Genomic DNA, 15,025 nt, shown 5'->3' with positions numbered 1-15,025 from the left:
TCTCTTGTCTCATGTCATAACGATAGCGCTCTTCAACGACTGAGGCTGCATGTACTCAACCCTGGTTGTCCTTCACATCCTCGCCGCCGTGACATGGATCGGCGGAATGATGTTTCTCTCGTTGGTCCTGGCTCCGTTAGTCAGAGGCCGGAAGGCGGCGCCGGAATTCATGGCGCTGTTTCGCTCTGCGGCGCTACGATTTCGCCCTATCGTGTGGGTTGCCATTGCAGTATTGCTCATCACCGGCCCGATGTTATTGTCCCTACGGGGTGTGCATGTGACCAACCCTGCCTCGTGGCCGGGGATTGTGACCGTGAAGTTGATGCTGGTCGCCCTGTTGTTGTTCCTGACCCTCCTCCATGACCTTGTCTTTGGTCCTCAGGTCAGTCGGGTCAGTGCCATACCAGATTCCCAGCGAACTCCCAGTGATCAGCTTGTCTTCAAAACCGCCCGTTGGCTGCCGCGTGTCTCGTTGCTCGTCGCATTAGCTGTGGTGATCGCGGCAACGATGCTGGCTCGGTCCTAGCTGAGCGAGAACAATCCACGCCAGTCAACGCACTCCTATCTCACCGCTTGTGGTTTCACCGGAGGAATGGGTTGCGGAGCAAGTGATCGACGCCCGACAACATCAGCTTGGTGGTGAGTGAACTCTTATCGTTGTCGCCTTCTGCGACAGGGACTCTTGGCAGCTTGTAGCAAAGAGCCACCGTCTCACTCACGAGATTCAGCTAAGCGTCTGAATATTCTCCGTAAAACCTTATGACAGCTTGGGCTATTCGGTTCTTTTCTTGCAGTAGCCTGAGAGGCCGACTCGTGAAAGGAATAGGATGAAGCGAAATTATTGTATTACCGCCATCACCTTATGGGTCGTCACGCTGAGCGTGGGAGGATGGTTTTTTGTCAAGGGCGTGACGAAAACGGGAAGCGATGGCCGGACGGAAATAGTTCTGGCAGCGGCAGAACGCGATCAAATCCTCGCTGAAATGCGCCTGCTCTTGAAAGCGGTGGATGGGCTTATCAGGGGACTGGGAGAGCCCGATCCTGATCCAAAGCACATGGAAGCAACGGCGAGAGCGGTTGGAATGGGCATGGCGGCGGATGTAGAGCCGACGATCATGGCCAAGTTGCCGCTACCGTTCAAGCAGATGGGCATGTCGATCCACAAAGACATGGATGCGTTGGCGGACGCGATCGCGCGGCACGAGACGCCTCAGCAAATCTTGCACCGCCTATCGAGCATGACCGCTCGCTGCACCACCTGTCATGACATGTACAGATTCGGAGCGAACAAATAGAGGCACAGCGGTGCGAAGGTTCAGTACAAGCAGGAGCGGCGAAGCCTGAGTAGAATGAATCTTTGGCGTGGCCCTTCCCATTGATATTCAATAGCTACGGACTCTTTGCGCAACGGAACCCGTAGCCGAACTGCCGACCGGATGGTTCGGCATTGTAACGGAAGGAAGAACGAAGAAAGTCCTGAACATAGAGCCAGTTCCCACCCCGCACGACTTTTGACTTACCCGTCTTCGGTCCTTGAGGATTCTTTCCCGGGCTCTTCTTGTAATAGTCATGGTCATACCAGTCGTTGACCCATTCCCAAGCATTGCCGGCCATGTCATAGATGCCGTACGGGCTCTTGCCCAGTTCGAACATCCCCACCGGAACCAAGGCCATATGATTCGCCCATTTCTTTTTGCCGAAATTCGCGTGGAGCCTCGTGGGTGCCTCGTTGCCCCATGGATAGAGGCGGCCATCCGTCCCTCGTGCCGCTTTTTCCCACTCCGCCTCGGTGGGCAGGCGTTTGCCGGCCCATTTGCAGTAGGTGGCGGCGTCAAACCAACTGACGTTGACGACGGGGCGTTTCTGATGGTGAGGTTGGTTCATGATATCCCACTCCGGGGGCGCCTCCTTGTCCGTCGCCTCCAGATACTTGGCATACTGCCCCACGGTCACGTGGTACTTGTCCATGTAGAAGGCGTCCAGGTAGACGCGATGCACCGGCTTTTCATCGTCTGCCATGGTGCTTCCCATCGTGAATTCCCCTGCCGGCACCAGCGCCAGCGGCGTCTCAGCCGGTTTCAGACTATCCAGCACGGTGGTCGGACGCCGCCCAGGAAGTTTCGCTTGTAACTGCTGATAGACCGCCTGTTGCTCTTGGTTCAGCCCTAGCTCATTGGCGCCGTCCAGCGCCTCCTCCGCCTTCTTCATTTGGTCAGGGTCGGCATGTCCACCGGCAATCAAATCTTTCGCTTCATCCAGCAACCGCCAGGCCGTCACTTCCTCCAGCGAGCGCCACACCTCCAACCTGCGTAACCGCAGGTCTCTCATCCCGGTGGTCCTGGATTTCGCATCCAGATGCAAGGCGGCTTCGTAATGTTCTTCCGCGCAGGCCCAGGCTCCTAAGCCTCGACAAGCCTCAGCCAGGTTGAAATGAGCCTGCACATTCGAGGAGTTCTTCGTGATGCCGGCTTCCAGCGCCGCGCGTGCTTCCGCATACTGCTTCTTCTTCAGTAGGGCTTCCCCTTTGGCAAAGTCTTGCTCGCCTGTCTCGGCTTCCGGCGCCGCCACGGAGACCGTGGTCGCGGTCAAGCATATGAGAAAACCCAGCACCCCAAGGGTCTGCCTCATGAGCGTTTCCCTCCCAGCTGTGATTGCCTGTGACGGTGGGCCTTCCATTTCGGAAAAGCATACAGGCCGCCGTCGTGAATACAGCTTTCGTGACCGGAAAGATAGCATAATGCAGCCTCCGCATAAAGCGGTCTGTGCGGTCGATAGTATGGGAGGTTGTTGATGAGTTGGAGTCTGCAAAGGTCTACCACGGCAAGTTGCAGAATGACCGATGTGGGCTATGGCGCCGGCTTAGCCTTAGGAGGCGCTGTGATCCGCCGAACCTTTATCAAGGTGCTCAGTCATTGTAACGTAGCGGGCAAACTAGGCTGCTTACTAGTTCATAAAGGCTCCTCTTTCTCTTAGGGTCCAGGGCCAACATGCAAGGGGGAAATTCCATGGACAGGACACTCATCGATTTGCTCGAAAAAGAACCCGCAAAGAACCCGCGTATCAACACCTGTCTCAAGCGATTTATCAGGCCGTCGACAGAAACGTCGATGCCGCTTCGCCCGATCGTTGCTGCCTCCCACATGCCGGAAGGAGGTACCGGTCGCCCAACTTGCTCCTCCACCTTCCTCAAACCGATCCGTTGAGTTTGGCCAGGGCTTTTCCTAGGGACTGAAGACGCTGATTCATTGTAGACTCAACGCCCCTCCGCACACCTGAGGTGATGAGGTGTGAGGCCGGTCTTTCCACTTCGATCAATAATGCGAATGTGACATGACTCGTTTTGAACGGACTCCCACGCCTCTGGTCTATGGCGCCATCGTTCTGTCGAGCGGCGCCGTATTCATCAGCGGTCTTTTGACCGAGCTCGGCATCGCTGTCTGGGTCTTCTATATCCTGCCGTTGGTCTTCTCATACTTGACCTGGAAGCCGCTTGTGCCGGCCTACACGGCCATGGCAACGACGCTGCTGATACTCGTCGGCTTTTTCCTGAGCTCTCACGGTATCGATCCGTTCCTTGCGATGCAGAATCGCATTTTCGGGGTGGCGACCAGTTGGGCCTTGGCGGCGCTCGGCTATCAGTTCATCACCAATAAGCTCACCGTTCGCAAACAGGAATGGCTGCAATCCGGCCAGACTCTCCTGAGCGAGCGGATGGCGGGCGATCCGAATATTGACCAGCTCGGATCGCGGGTGATTGGCACCATTGCCGAGTATCTCGATGTTCCGGCCGGCGCCTTGTTCATCGAAAACGGCCCGGCGTTTCGCCGGACGGCGACGTATGGTGTCCCGGCCGATGCCCGTCTCCCCCTGGAGGTCCGATCCGGAGACGGCTTGCTCGGCCGGGCGCTCGTTGAACACAAAGTGATCGTGGTACCCGACGTGCCGGAGGGCTATCTGACCATCGGAAGTTCACTGGGCCGTAGTGCCCCGCGACATCTGCTCATTGCTCCGCTGGCAGCGGAGCACTCGATCAAAGCGGTGCTGGAACTGGGATTCCTTCATCCGGTGAACGAGGCGGACAAGGAATTCGTCACCCGGGTGTCCGAGTCGATCGCCGTGGCGATTCGCTCGGCGCAGGCTCGTGTCCACATCCTCGCGTTGCTGGAAGAAACCCGACGTCAGGCGGAGGAGCTTCAGGCGAAGAGCGAAGAACTCCGCGCGGCGAACGAGGAGCTGACGGAGCGAAGCGCCAGTCTCGAGGACTCTCACGGCAGGTTGGAAAAGCAGCAGGTTGAGCTGGAACGGAGCAATGCGCAGTTGGAAGAGCAGACCGCCATGCTGGAGGCGCAGAACGATGAGTTGACCCGCGCCAAGAGCGACGTGGAAGCCCAGGCCCGCGAATTGGAGCAGGCCGGCCGATACAAATCCGAATTCCTCGCGAACATGTCCCACGAGCTGCGCACCCCGTTGAACGCGTTGCTGATTCTGGCTCGGCAGCTTGGCGACAACGCCGACGGCAACCTGACGCGTGACCAGGTGGCTAATGCCAGAAACATCGAATCGGCCGGCCGGGATCTCTTGGCGCTGATCAATGAAGTGCTGGATCTGGCGAAAGTGGAAGCCGGCCGCATGGAGGTGCATCCGCTTCCAGTGTGTGTGGCTGCCTTGGCTCAACATGTGACGGCCATGTTTCAGCCGGTGGCAGAGGACAGAGGCTTGAGCCTACGCGTCCGGCTTGCGGACGAGATGCCGGAGACGATCGAGACCGATCAGCAGCGACTGGAGCAGGTACTCAATAATTTGCTCTCAAACGCGATCAAGTTCACCGACCAGGGCGAAGTCCGGTTGGAGATCAGCCGCGCGTCCGATGGTCGGATCGCGTTTGCGGTCCGCGACACAGGTATCGGCATCACGGACCACCAGCACCAAGCTATTTTTGAGCCGTTCCACCAGGCCGACGGCACGATCAACCGGAAGTACGGCGGAACCGGTCTGGGACTGTCCATCGCCCGGAAGTTCACGCGGCTGTTGGGTGGAGAAATACGACTGACCAGTGCACCGGGGCAGGGCAGCACGTTCACGGCGCTCCTGCCGGAACGGTACAAGGCGGCTTCGGAGCCTGTCGAAACCTCTGTGTCTGGAAGACTCGAAGGACACTTCGCGCCAACGGTTCCTGACCCTGGCCATGCTCGAATTCCCGACGATCGCGAACGGCTGTCTGGCGACCGACGCGTCGTCTTGATCGTCGAGGACGATCCGACGCAGCGAGAAGCTATCACAGCGCTGTTGACCTCACGTGACGTGGAAGCCGTCGGCGTAGGGACCGCTGCGGACTGCCTCGATCAGCTTGGCGCGACGAGGTTCGATTGCATGGTGCTCGATGTGAGTCTCCCGGATGAGAAGGGCTACGCCCTCTTGGAAACGTTGACCCATGAGGAGCAGTATTCCTGTCCGCCGGTCGTCATCTATACGGGCCGCGATCTCTCGCCGGAGGAAGAGCAGCGCCTCCGTCGCTACGCCAAGTCCATCACCATCAAGGGCGTCAAGTCGCCCGAACGGTTGTTGGACGAGGTGACGCTCTTCCTGCATCAGGTGGTCGCCGACCTGCCGCCTGTGCCGCAGACCCTGCTCACCCGAGCGCCTTGCAGAGACGAGGACCTCAACGGGGTCAGGCTGTTGGTGGTGGAAGACGACGTCCGCACCCTGTTCGCGCTCATGAGTCTGTTGGAACCACGCGGCGCCAAAGTCCAGGTAGCCCGGAATGGCCGAGAGGCCCTGACTGCGCTGGAAGAATCGTTCCAGTCGGAAGGCGCTCCGATCGATCTGGTCCTGATGGACATCATGATGCCGAAAATGGACGGCTTGACTGCCATGCGCGAAATCCGCAAGCGACCCGAATGGCGCCATTTGCCCATCATCGCGCTCACCTCCAAGGCGATGAAAGCGGACCGTCAGCAGGCATTGACCGCCGGCGCCGACGATTGTATGACCAAGCCGTTGGAGGTGGAGAGACTGGTGTCGCTGGTGCGGAGTTGGATGCCGAAATAGAGAGGTTGAGGTTAGGGTGAAGACTGGTCAGGAACCATGTGTTATCGACGTGCTCGAAATCGATCTGTTGCTCGATGCGCTGTGCCGGGCTTGTAAGGATGATTTTCGCGGCTATGCCAGGCCGTCACTGACTCGTCGTCTGGCACGGGCAGGCGCACATGAGGAACGCATCTATCGCAAGCGAGAAGACCTATGCACAAACCGGATGTGATCGAGAGCCGGACCGATGCATCGCCGGGCCATCCCAAGGTGTTGCTCGTGGACGACCATCCGGTCAACCTGGCGGCGCTCGCTGAATTGCTGCGCCGCGATGACGTGAAATTGCTGTGCGCCAAGTCCGGGGCCGAGGCGCTGGAACTGTTGTTGCTGCACGACGTGGCTTTGGCGCTCATCGACGTACAGATGCCCGAGATGGACGGCTTCGAGCTGGCGGAGTTGATGCGCGGTGTGGAGCGGGCCAAACAGGTCCCCATCATCTTCGTCACGGCCGGATCGCGCGAGGAGCGATACCGCTTTCGGGGGTACGAGGCGGGCGCTGTGGATTTTCTCTACAAGCCGATCGAGCCGGACGTGCTCAAGAGCAAAGTCAACGTATTCCTCGCGATCGATCGGCAGCGTCGCGAGCTCACCCGACTGCTGACGGAACGCACGGAGGCGGAGCGCCGAGTCCGCGAAAGTGAACAGCGTCTGCAACAGGCGAACGAGCGGTTGGAACAGCGAGTCGCTGAGCGGACCCAGAAACTGGTGGAGTCCCAGCAACGATTGCGCGCCTTGGCGCTGGAATTGAATCTGGCCGAGCGACGCGAGCGAGCGCGATTGGCCACGGAAATGCACGACCACTTGCAGCAAACGCTGGTGCTGGGCAAGCTGAAACTCGGCGGCGCCAAACGGCTGGTCGTGGGACAGCCCTCCGTGGAAATGGTGATTCACGAAACGGAAGAGATCTTTGGGGAGGCGTTGCAATACACGCGCTCGCTCGTGGCTGAGTTGAGTCCGCCGGTGTTGCGGGACCATGGCCTCGCCGCCGGACTCACATGGCTGGGCGAATATATGGGAAAGCACGACTTGGCCGTTACCGTGGAGCTTCCGCAAGGCCAGACCCTGAACTTGCCCGAAGATCAGATCGCCTTGCTGTTTCAGTCGACCCGCGAACTCTTGATGAATGCCTGGAAGCATGCCGGCACCGGCAAAGCGACTGTCACGATGCGACATGAAGGGAGTCAGTTGTTGGTGCAAGTGTCTGATGAGGGCGCCGGCTTTGATCTTACTGCGGCGGAGGAGTCTGCCGCTGGAGGCCTGTCATCAAAATTCGGTCTCTTCAGCATCCGTGAACGAATGACTGCGATCGGCGGCTCGTTCGAGATCGAGTCGGCGCCGAGCAAGGGGACCAGGGGGACGCTGCGCTTGCCGCTGGCTGAGACCGGCGAGGTTGGAGTCAAGGTGCAGGCTGAGGGAGTGAACAAAAACCTTTCTTCAACTTTGCAGCCCCCTGCTGCGCGAATTCGGTTATTGTTGGTGGACGACCATGCCATGATGCGGCAGGGGCTCCGTGCGATGTTGGAGGGGTACGAGGATGTCCAAGTCGTGGGAGAGGCGGTGGACGGCAGAGACGCCGTGCGGTTGGTCGAGAAGCTCAGGCCCACTATCGTGGTGATGGACATCAACATGCCGACGATGAACGGCATCGAGGCGACGCGCGAGATCAAAGCCCGCCATCCCAACATCGCGGTGATCGGGCTATCCGTCAACGCCGAACATGAGAATCGTGACGCGATGGCGAAGGCAGGCGCCGCAACACTGCTGACAAAGGAAGCGGCGGTCGAACAGCTTTACCAGACCGTGCAGACGGTGTTAAAGAACATCTCCCCTGTGGCGTGAGCCTCTTACGCTTTCAGCTCCCTTCGCTATGCGACGGTAGCGTCGCCAGACGAGCGGGTATCCATGCTTGTCCCCACAGCCTCATAAATCGCATGATACAGCTGTTCACGCGCCGCTCCCTTGTCGAGCAACAGGCGGGCGCCGGCCTGCAACATCGCCTCCCGATTCCTCTTTCTCATGTCAAACGAGAGACCGATGATGACCAGACGTGGATGGGCTCGCATGATGGAGCCTGTCGCTTCGATGCCATCCATCCTGGGCATGTGAATGTCCATCAGAACGACATCGGGCTTGAGCAGGTCCGCCATCATCACCGCCTCTTCACCATCCGCCGCCTCACCCACCACTTCGATGTCGAAATGATGGCTGAGACATTTCCGTAACCCTTGCCGGACGAGAAACTGATCATCCACCAGCAAGATGCGAATGTGCCTCACCGGCTGTGGATGATATGTTGACTGCTGGGGATGGGAGACTGCCTGTGCCGACATAGAGACCTCCGGTTCAGGAGGGCAATTGCTGCCGACTGAGATACGGATCGTCGATCAGGGCGCCGCACTCGAGGCAACGAACCTTGCCGGTTCGCTCACCGCTTCTTGTTAGAACGGTTTCGATGAGGCGCTGATGGACACAGCTCGTTTTGCGAGCGACAATGCTGGTTTCGTGCCCGACGTTCTGAACCACCGGGGTTTTCATGGATGTCTCCGCATGGATCGAATTATCATCCCGCGGTACATCTTGAGATCGTTTCATTGAGATTCTCCGGCCGGGTATCTCATGAGATCACGTTGAGCAACACATCCCGGCAGGCCGTTCGTATAGGTAGGACGAAGGCGTCCTCCACCGGATGATTTAGGCGTGTTGTACAACGGGCAAGCACGCCCCTACTCCGCTGGACGGTAGGTCTGCATCCTGTAGGTCCTGCCGGCATCCAAACGTCACACGAACCTGTGCCGTCCTGCTTAGGTGGTGGATGGCCAGGAACACCTGATTCCAAGTCAACCCCGGACAGAGCCTCACTACTGCTTCTATCGGGCATTCCATCCCATGTTGCTCCAACGCAATTCGGACTCGATCAAGGAGCGGTGCCATGCCCATAGGTCATCCCCGTACTCGTTCTCTGTCGGTACTTGTCTAGTACAGAGGGGAATCAGTAGAAACTAGGGATCGGCTCGGTTTTCGATGTGAAGATTGCCGGGACATACCTGGTAGGCAGGAGCTAACGAGTGATGTGAGGCAAGCGTCGGCATGATGAGGTAATGAATGGAGGGGAGCTGGAAATTATCGAGGAACGGAGTCGGCTAACGCCAATACCGTTCATTCATAAACCTGAGCGGACCTGATGCGCGTAGACCAGGAGCTTTTGTCGATTAGGCACGCCGACCTTGTCGAAAATGCTCGTCATGTGATGTCGGACCGTGCTGTCACTAATCGACAACTTGTGGGCGATATCTTTGTTCGAGAGGCCTTGGCCCACCAAGCGGATAATCTCACGTTCTCGTTCAGTCAAGGCCTCGGGCCACACCGGCGGCGGGGGGCTGGCTTCGACCTTTGTCAGGAAGTCGGTCCCGAGGCTCATCCCTCTCGCGCCATTCCGTTCCACGGGCGCCGGGAGCTTCGCAGCGGCATACAGCGTTTCGATCACCGCGAGTACGACGGCGGGCGGTTGCACCTTGAGGATGATGCCGTCGACGCCGGCGGTAAACGCCTCGCGCGCACGGTCCTTGTCCTCGAGTCCACACAACAACACGACCTTACTGGTCGGGGCAGCCTCCCGAATCTGAGTGATGGTGTCGATGGCGTCGCGCTCGACACCCAGATCCAGGATGAACAGGTCTGGTCGGCTTTCGGCGCGGAACAGGTCCGATGTTCTCTCGGGATAGGGGCGCAGGACCATCGGGAGGGTCGTGCTCCTCTCGAGAATTTTCTGCAAGCCAAACCATATGAGGCGTTGACTGGTAAGGATCGCGATCGTGAGGGTCGGCGTCGCAGTGCTGCGGTCGGTCATGGCGTCTCCTTCAACCATATGTTCCGCAAGGCCCCCGCCCCGAGTGCCGTATCAGCTTGAGCCGCTCACCGTCGCCCCCGGCCAGGACAATTGACCAGACCCGTTCATTGTTTTTCGCATGTTCGTCTATCTCTTCACTCCCCTCCCATCGAGCAGTCCTCCCAACCTTGTCACCTGGAAGATGTAGATGGGCCGGAATGGTCCGATCTCCACCCCTGGCACAGCACTCTATTTGAGAGCAGGAGTATATTGACACTAGGGGTGCACACTGGTTTCACAGCCAAAGTTCCCAGGACCAAGGTCGAGCGATTGATTCCCTTGCACAGGTACTTGCTGGAGGAGCAACGACGAGCGGCAGGAAGAAGCAGGAGCCGGCTACGGTTGGTCGCTGGCCAGACCCTGGGTGATGGCGTACTGCATCAACTTCGCGGTGGTATGGAGATCTAACTCTTTCATCAGACTGGTCTTGTGAAACTCGACGGTCTTCACGGAGAGATGCAGGACTGCAGCGATCTCTTTGGTTCCCTTGCCTTCGCCGATCAATTGCAGCACCTCGCGCTGACGCGGCGTCAGCTCCGTGAGGGCCCCCTTGATCGCCGGCTCGTTCTTGGCCTTAATGGCCTGGTCGATCACCGGCTTGGTGATGGAGGGAGTGAGATAGCATTTCCCCTGCAACAGGGCCTCGATCGCCTGGGGCAATTCCGACACAGCGGATTGCTTCAAGAGATAGCCGTTTCCCCCGGCTTTGAAGGCTTCGGTGGCATACCGTGGACTCGCATGCATCGTGAGAAACAAGAGTTTCACGTCGGGGTGCGATTTCCTGAGTTGGCGGGCGGCATCCAGCCCATTCAACAGCGGCATGGAAATATCCATCAGAATCAGGTCCGGTTTAAGCCGATCCGCCGCCTCGAGCAAGGCCCGGCCGTCTTCGACTGTTCCAACAACGTCACAACGGTCCTCAATCAGTTTTCGCACGCCGGCCAGCAGGATCGAATGATCATCGGCCATTAAGACGCGGGGCTGCTTCATCATGATTGTCTCCTATCAGGATGCTGAAAAAGCCCGCCAGCGGCGTTCTCGCATCGCTCAGAGGCTCAACGTACCACCGGGTAAGAGCTGCTAAGAGCAGCTCGGGGCGGGCCGGGTGAGAAAAGGATACGCCTCGCCCCCTCGCTCGCTGCGGCCTTGCTGGACAGCCTTTTTGAGCATCCTGAGTTACTCTGGCGTTAGCCCCGAACGGACACTTCCGGCCATATTTTCGGCATCAACCGAGTTTTTCCGCAACCTGCTACGGCGCACCGCCTCATGCGGCCGCTGGTCCCGATACAGCCGGACATGCCGCGTGAGCGATCGGCTATCCGCCGGCGCCTGTCACTTCCGCAGCGGCACCCAGGCATGGATCTCCGTACCCTGTCCGGCTTTGGTCCACACGTGAAACGTGCCATGGAGCGACCTCACCCGCTCCGCCATGCTGGTCAAACCCAGACCCGTCTGCTTCGTGGCATCCGGCGACCGTTCAAATCCTCGCCCGTCGTCATGGATGCATAGTCCCACACCACGCGCCGTTCCTACGAGACGGACCAAGACCCCGGAGGCTTCGGCATGTTTCCTGACATTCTGGAGACTTTCCTGCAGCACACGATAGAGGCAGGTCGCCGGCTGGAGTGGGACAGCGTCCCACAAATTCAGAACGACGATCTCTCCCGTCACTCCCGTTCGTGCGGAGAACTCTTCCACGAGTTCGCGCGCGCCCGCTTCCAGGCCCACTTGTTCCAAGAGAGAGGAATGAAGCTGATGCGCCAGGCGCTGCAGATCGGTTGTGAGTTGCTCCGCTCTGTCGCCCAACCGCGTGAGGCGGTCCGAGTGCGGCGCATCCGATTCCCACGCCTCGCGCGACAGGCTTTGCAGGTCGATCGTCAAGGCGGCCAGCTGCTGGGTGAATTCATCGTGCAAATCGCGGGCAATCCGTTTCCGTTCCTCTTCCTGCGCCATGAGAAGGTTCGCGGTCAGCTCATGCAGTTGCGCTTGCTGACGGCGCAACTCCTCCTGGTTCTGCTGCAGCGACAGCTCGGCCATTTTGCGCTCGGTGATGTCGCGCGTGAAGCATCGCGTGTGAATGAACTTGCCGTCCTCGAATAGAGCGCTGGAGTCGATGAGCACATGGCGGAGCGAGCCGTCCTTGCAGCGCAGGCGCGCCTCATACTCGCGCAATCGTTCGTGGCGAGCGAGGCGGGCCACAACATCTTCGATCACCGGCGCGTCGGCGTGAAACTCGGCGATGTGATGTCCGATGTATTCCTCGCGCGTGTACCCGAGTAAATCGATGTCGGCCTGGTTTGCCCAAAGGATGATACCGTCCGGTCCCAGCCAGTGCAGCCCGATGATAGCCGTTTCAACGAAGTCGCGGAGATTGGCTTCGCTACGGCGAAAGGCCTCCTCCGTCTGCTTGCGCTCAATTGCGATGCCCGCCAGGTGTGTTGCCCGTTCAATCAGTTGCCGATCATGAGCGCTGGGATTGTGCGGCCGGCGATAATACATCGCGATCGTCCCGAGCAACCGGGCCTGGCTGGATAGAATCGGCGCCGAGTGACAGGCGCCCAATCCGTGGGTCGCCGCCAAGTCCTTGCCGCCGGCCCACCGCGGGTCGGCGGCAATATCGGTGACGAACACCGGCTTGCGCTCGAACGCCGCCGTGCCGCAAGACCCGGCAGATGGCCCGATCACAAGGCCGTGAACGGCCGCGTTGTAGGCTTCGGGCAAACTCGGCGCCGCGCCGTGCAATAGACGTTGTCCTGTCTCATCGACCTGCAGCACCGAGCAAAGCATGCCGTCGGTGGACTGCGCTTCAGTCTCGCGCATCAGCTTGTCGAGTACTTCGGGCATCGCCGCTCCAGTCACAATCAGTTCGAGGACTTTCTTCTCCGCCTCCAGGAGTGCCTCGGCCCGCTTGCGTTCGGTGATGTCGCGTACGATGCCGGTGAAAAAGACCCCGTTCCTCGTGCCCCAGGAGGAGAGCGAGATCTCGGTTGGAAACTCCGTCCCGTCCTTGCGGAGGCCCGCCAGTTCGAACATGTTTCCCGCAGCTGCGAGATGACCGGCGGCGCTCGCCCGCTCGATCCCTCGCTCGTGCCTCTCGCGGAATCGTTCCGGCATCAGCAGGGTCATCGGTTTGCCGAGGACTTCGTCCTGGGCGTATCCGAACAGGTTCTCCGCCCCTGGATTCCAAGATGTGATCAGCCCTAGACGATCCAACGTCACGATACCATCGTCGGTGGACCGGACGAACGACCCGAACCGCTCCTCGCTCTGCTTGAGCGTCTCGTCCACCCGTTTGCGCTCGGTAATGTCATGGGCCACATAGATCAAGCAGGGAGTGGACCCGAGTCGGATCGAATCGACTGTGACCATGAGACAGCGGATCTCGCCGGACTTGGTCCGGAGCGGCACTTCCCGATTGTGGAGAGAACCCTGCTCCTGAAGCTCCTGGATCACGGTTGCACGTTCCGATGGATCGGCCCACAACCCCAATTCTAAGGTTGTCCGACCGAGCAGTTCTTCTCGGGTATACCCGGTCAATCGGCTGAACCCCTCATTCACATCACACAACCTGCCTTCCGCCACGGTACTGATCCCGACAGCGGAGGGAGTCCAGTTGAAGAGCGCGCGAAAATATTGTTGCGACCGGTTCAGGTCTTCGATGAGCAGGGTTTGCGCCTTCTCCGCCTCCTTCCGTTCCGTGATGTCGAGCACCGACCCGATATACCCGAGAAACTCACCGTTTTGTCCGAAACGAGGTCCTCCCGCATCGATCGCCCAGCGATATTCGCCATCGTGCCGTCGCAGGCGATAGTCGAGGCTGAACGGCCGGCCGGCTTTGTTGGCGTCCTGAAACATGCGTCCGGCCCGCTCGCGATCGTCGGGATGAACTGCGTCGAGCCAGCCGTACCCGTTCTGACCCAGTCCCTCCTGTTCCGTCTGCCCGGTGAACTCGTACCACCCGCGCGAGAGGAACGAGCAGGAGCCGTCCGGTTCGGTGATCCACAGCATGGCCGGGGCGGTATCGGCCAAATTGCGAAAGCGGGCTTCGCTCTTGCACGGTTCTTCGACGACTCGCCCTTGCGCGGTCGCTTCTCCGCCGTCGCCCGACTCATGTGGATGTTGTTTCGGACCGGAGCCTTCCTTTCTCATCTCTCTACTCTTTTATGTGTCGATCCCGCGTTCACCACGTGCGAGCCCAGTCCTTCTGATCTTCCATCCCGCCGCCGACCAGCCAATCGCCAGTTTGGATGGTTTTGCCATGAGTGAGGTGATCATTTCTAGACCATGAGGATATTTTGACCAAAGGCGGTAAGGATGGAAACCACGCGGAATCGTCCAGCTCAACAATACGCAAGGGAATTTGCCATTGACTCCGACGGGTCTCACCGATGAGCAAGTAGGGTTCTGCGCCTACAAAATATCCACTGGATTCATGGGGGCTGAGCATGCGAATATTCCTCCCCTCTCGGCGGTTCAGTGGCGGCTTTGGCCCAGCGCCAGGTCGGAGTGAAATGTGACTCAGTTGATGAATTGTCATCGGTATGGCCGAGAGAGGCCACGATCAAGCTCTTGCTCGACAGAAAGGAGGGTGCAAGCAAGACCTGTGAGCCGGATGAATTGACTGGCTGTTTCGTACTGGAGACGATGAATTGTTCGGAACATAGCAGGAGGCCTACGATGATGATAGGGAAATGGACCTGCGTATGCTTGGCTCTCGGTTTTCTGATGAGCGTGCCGGCCCTTGCCTCGGACGACCTTGAGGCTATGATCAAGGCCGGCGACCATCGAAAGTTGGAGATGTACTATCGCGAAGAGGCGCAAAACCTCAAAACAAAAGCGGATCGATGGGAGTTTATTGCCGAATATTACGAAAAGTTTCCGCAAGATTTTGCCGGCGACCCCGCGACTGTGCAGATGCATATCAACAATGTTCGCGCCATGGCGGAAGACTATCGGAAAGCCAGCCATGAAGCTCGAGATTTGGCCCGACGACACAGCTCATTGATGCGGAAAGGTCCGTGATGTCCAGGGGCATCGATAATTGAGCCCTGA

13 protein-coding genes are annotated in these 15,025 nt (G+C 58.9%); 7 read left to right on the top strand and 6 right to left on the bottom strand.

Annotation, left to right across the window (positions count from 1 at the left end; translation table 11 throughout):
- Nucleotides 1-49 precede the first annotated feature (49 nt).
- Together P0119_05290 and P0119_05285 are read left to right on the top strand one after the other, a co-directional pair.
- Nucleotides 50-526, top strand: coding sequence for a CopD family protein (locus P0119_05290; protein ID MDF0665477.1), 477 nt, complete (start codon nucleotides 50-52; stop codon nucleotides 524-526).
- Nucleotides 527-827: 301 nt separating this feature from the next.
- Complete coding sequence (locus tag P0119_05285) at nucleotides 828-1,295, top strand: hypothetical protein (protein MDF0665476.1); 468 nt, start codon at nucleotides 828-830, stop codon at nucleotides 1,293-1,295.
- Between the two features lie 94 nt (nucleotides 1,296-1,389).
- Here the strand turns inward: P0119_05285 and P0119_05280 are convergent, their stop codons facing one another.
- Nucleotides 1,390-2,628: an SUMF1/EgtB/PvdO family nonheme iron enzyme gene (locus tag P0119_05280; protein ID MDF0665475.1), complete on the bottom strand. Its 1,239-nt coding sequence runs from the start codon at nucleotides 2,626-2,628 to the stop codon at nucleotides 1,390-1,392.
- A gap of 377 nt (nucleotides 2,629-3,005) precedes the next feature.
- Between P0119_05280 and P0119_05275 the strand changes: the two genes are divergently transcribed.
- The 4 genes from P0119_05275 to P0119_05260 all read left to right on the top strand — a co-directional run bounded on the left by P0119_05275 (nucleotide 3,006) and on the right by P0119_05260 (nucleotide 7,926).
- Entirely contained in the window at nucleotides 3,006-3,203 is a 198-nt protein-coding gene (locus tag P0119_05275) for a hypothetical protein (GenBank protein MDF0665474.1), read from the top strand.
- A gap of 127 nt (nucleotides 3,204-3,330) precedes the next feature.
- Complete coding sequence (locus P0119_05270; protein ID MDF0665473.1) at nucleotides 3,331-6,048, top strand: response regulator; 2,718 nt, start codon at nucleotides 3,331-3,333, stop codon at nucleotides 6,046-6,048.
- A 16-nt stretch (nucleotides 6,049-6,064) separates the two neighbouring features.
- Nucleotides 6,065-6,259 carry a hypothetical protein gene (locus tag P0119_05265; GenBank protein ID MDF0665472.1) on the top strand — a complete coding sequence of 65 codons (195 nt, stop codon included), beginning with the start codon at nucleotides 6,065-6,067 and terminating at the stop codon, nucleotides 6,257-6,259.
- The gene (locus P0119_05260; protein ID MDF0665471.1) at nucleotides 6,241-7,926 is read left to right on the top strand and encodes a response regulator; all 1,686 of its coding nucleotides are present in this window, start codon (nucleotides 6,241-6,243) and stop codon (nucleotides 7,924-7,926) included. Before P0119_05265 ends, P0119_05260 begins: the two co-directional genes overlap by 19 nt.
- Before the next feature lie 26 nt (nucleotides 7,927-7,952).
- Here the strand turns inward: P0119_05260 and P0119_05255 are convergent, their stop codons facing one another.
- The 5 genes from P0119_05255 to P0119_05235 form a co-directional block, all read right to left on the bottom strand.
- Nucleotides 7,953-8,417, bottom strand: a complete 465-nt coding sequence (locus tag P0119_05255; protein MDF0665470.1) for a response regulator transcription factor — start codon at nucleotides 8,415-8,417, stop codon at nucleotides 7,953-7,955.
- Between the two features lie 13 nt (nucleotides 8,418-8,430).
- The gene (locus P0119_05250) at nucleotides 8,431-8,679 is read right to left on the bottom strand and encodes a hypothetical protein (GenBank protein MDF0665469.1); all 249 of its coding nucleotides are present in this window, start codon (nucleotides 8,677-8,679) and stop codon (nucleotides 8,431-8,433) included.
- 568 nt (nucleotides 8,680-9,247) lie between these two features.
- Nucleotides 9,248-9,934 carry a response regulator transcription factor gene (locus P0119_05245; GenBank protein ID MDF0665468.1) on the bottom strand — a complete coding sequence of 229 codons (687 nt, stop codon included), beginning with the start codon at nucleotides 9,932-9,934 and terminating at the stop codon, nucleotides 9,248-9,250.
- Nucleotides 9,935-10,309: 375 nt separating this feature from the next.
- Nucleotides 10,310-10,966, bottom strand: coding sequence for a response regulator transcription factor (locus P0119_05240; GenBank protein ID MDF0665467.1), 657 nt, complete (start codon nucleotides 10,964-10,966; stop codon nucleotides 10,310-10,312).
- A gap of 339 nt (nucleotides 10,967-11,305) precedes the next feature.
- Nucleotides 11,306-14,122, bottom strand: a complete 2,817-nt coding sequence (locus tag P0119_05235; GenBank protein MDF0665466.1) for a PAS domain S-box protein — start codon at nucleotides 14,120-14,122, stop codon at nucleotides 11,306-11,308.
- Between the two features lie 528 nt (nucleotides 14,123-14,650).
- Between P0119_05235 and P0119_05230 the strand changes: the two genes are divergently transcribed.
- Nucleotides 14,651-14,995 (top strand): hypothetical protein, encoded by a 345-nt coding sequence (locus P0119_05230; GenBank protein MDF0665465.1) that lies wholly within the window; start codon nucleotides 14,651-14,653, stop codon nucleotides 14,993-14,995.
- The last annotated feature ends 30 nt before the right edge of the window (nucleotides 14,996-15,025 follow it).

Origin of the sequence: Nitrospira sp. (assembly GCA_029194665.1) — a bacterium.
Taxonomy (GTDB): Bacteria; Nitrospirota; Nitrospiria; order Nitrospirales; family Nitrospiraceae; genus Nitrospira_D.
The sequence above is the reverse complement of the archived record's forward strand: the minus strand, read 5'-3'. Positions and strand labels throughout refer to the sequence as shown.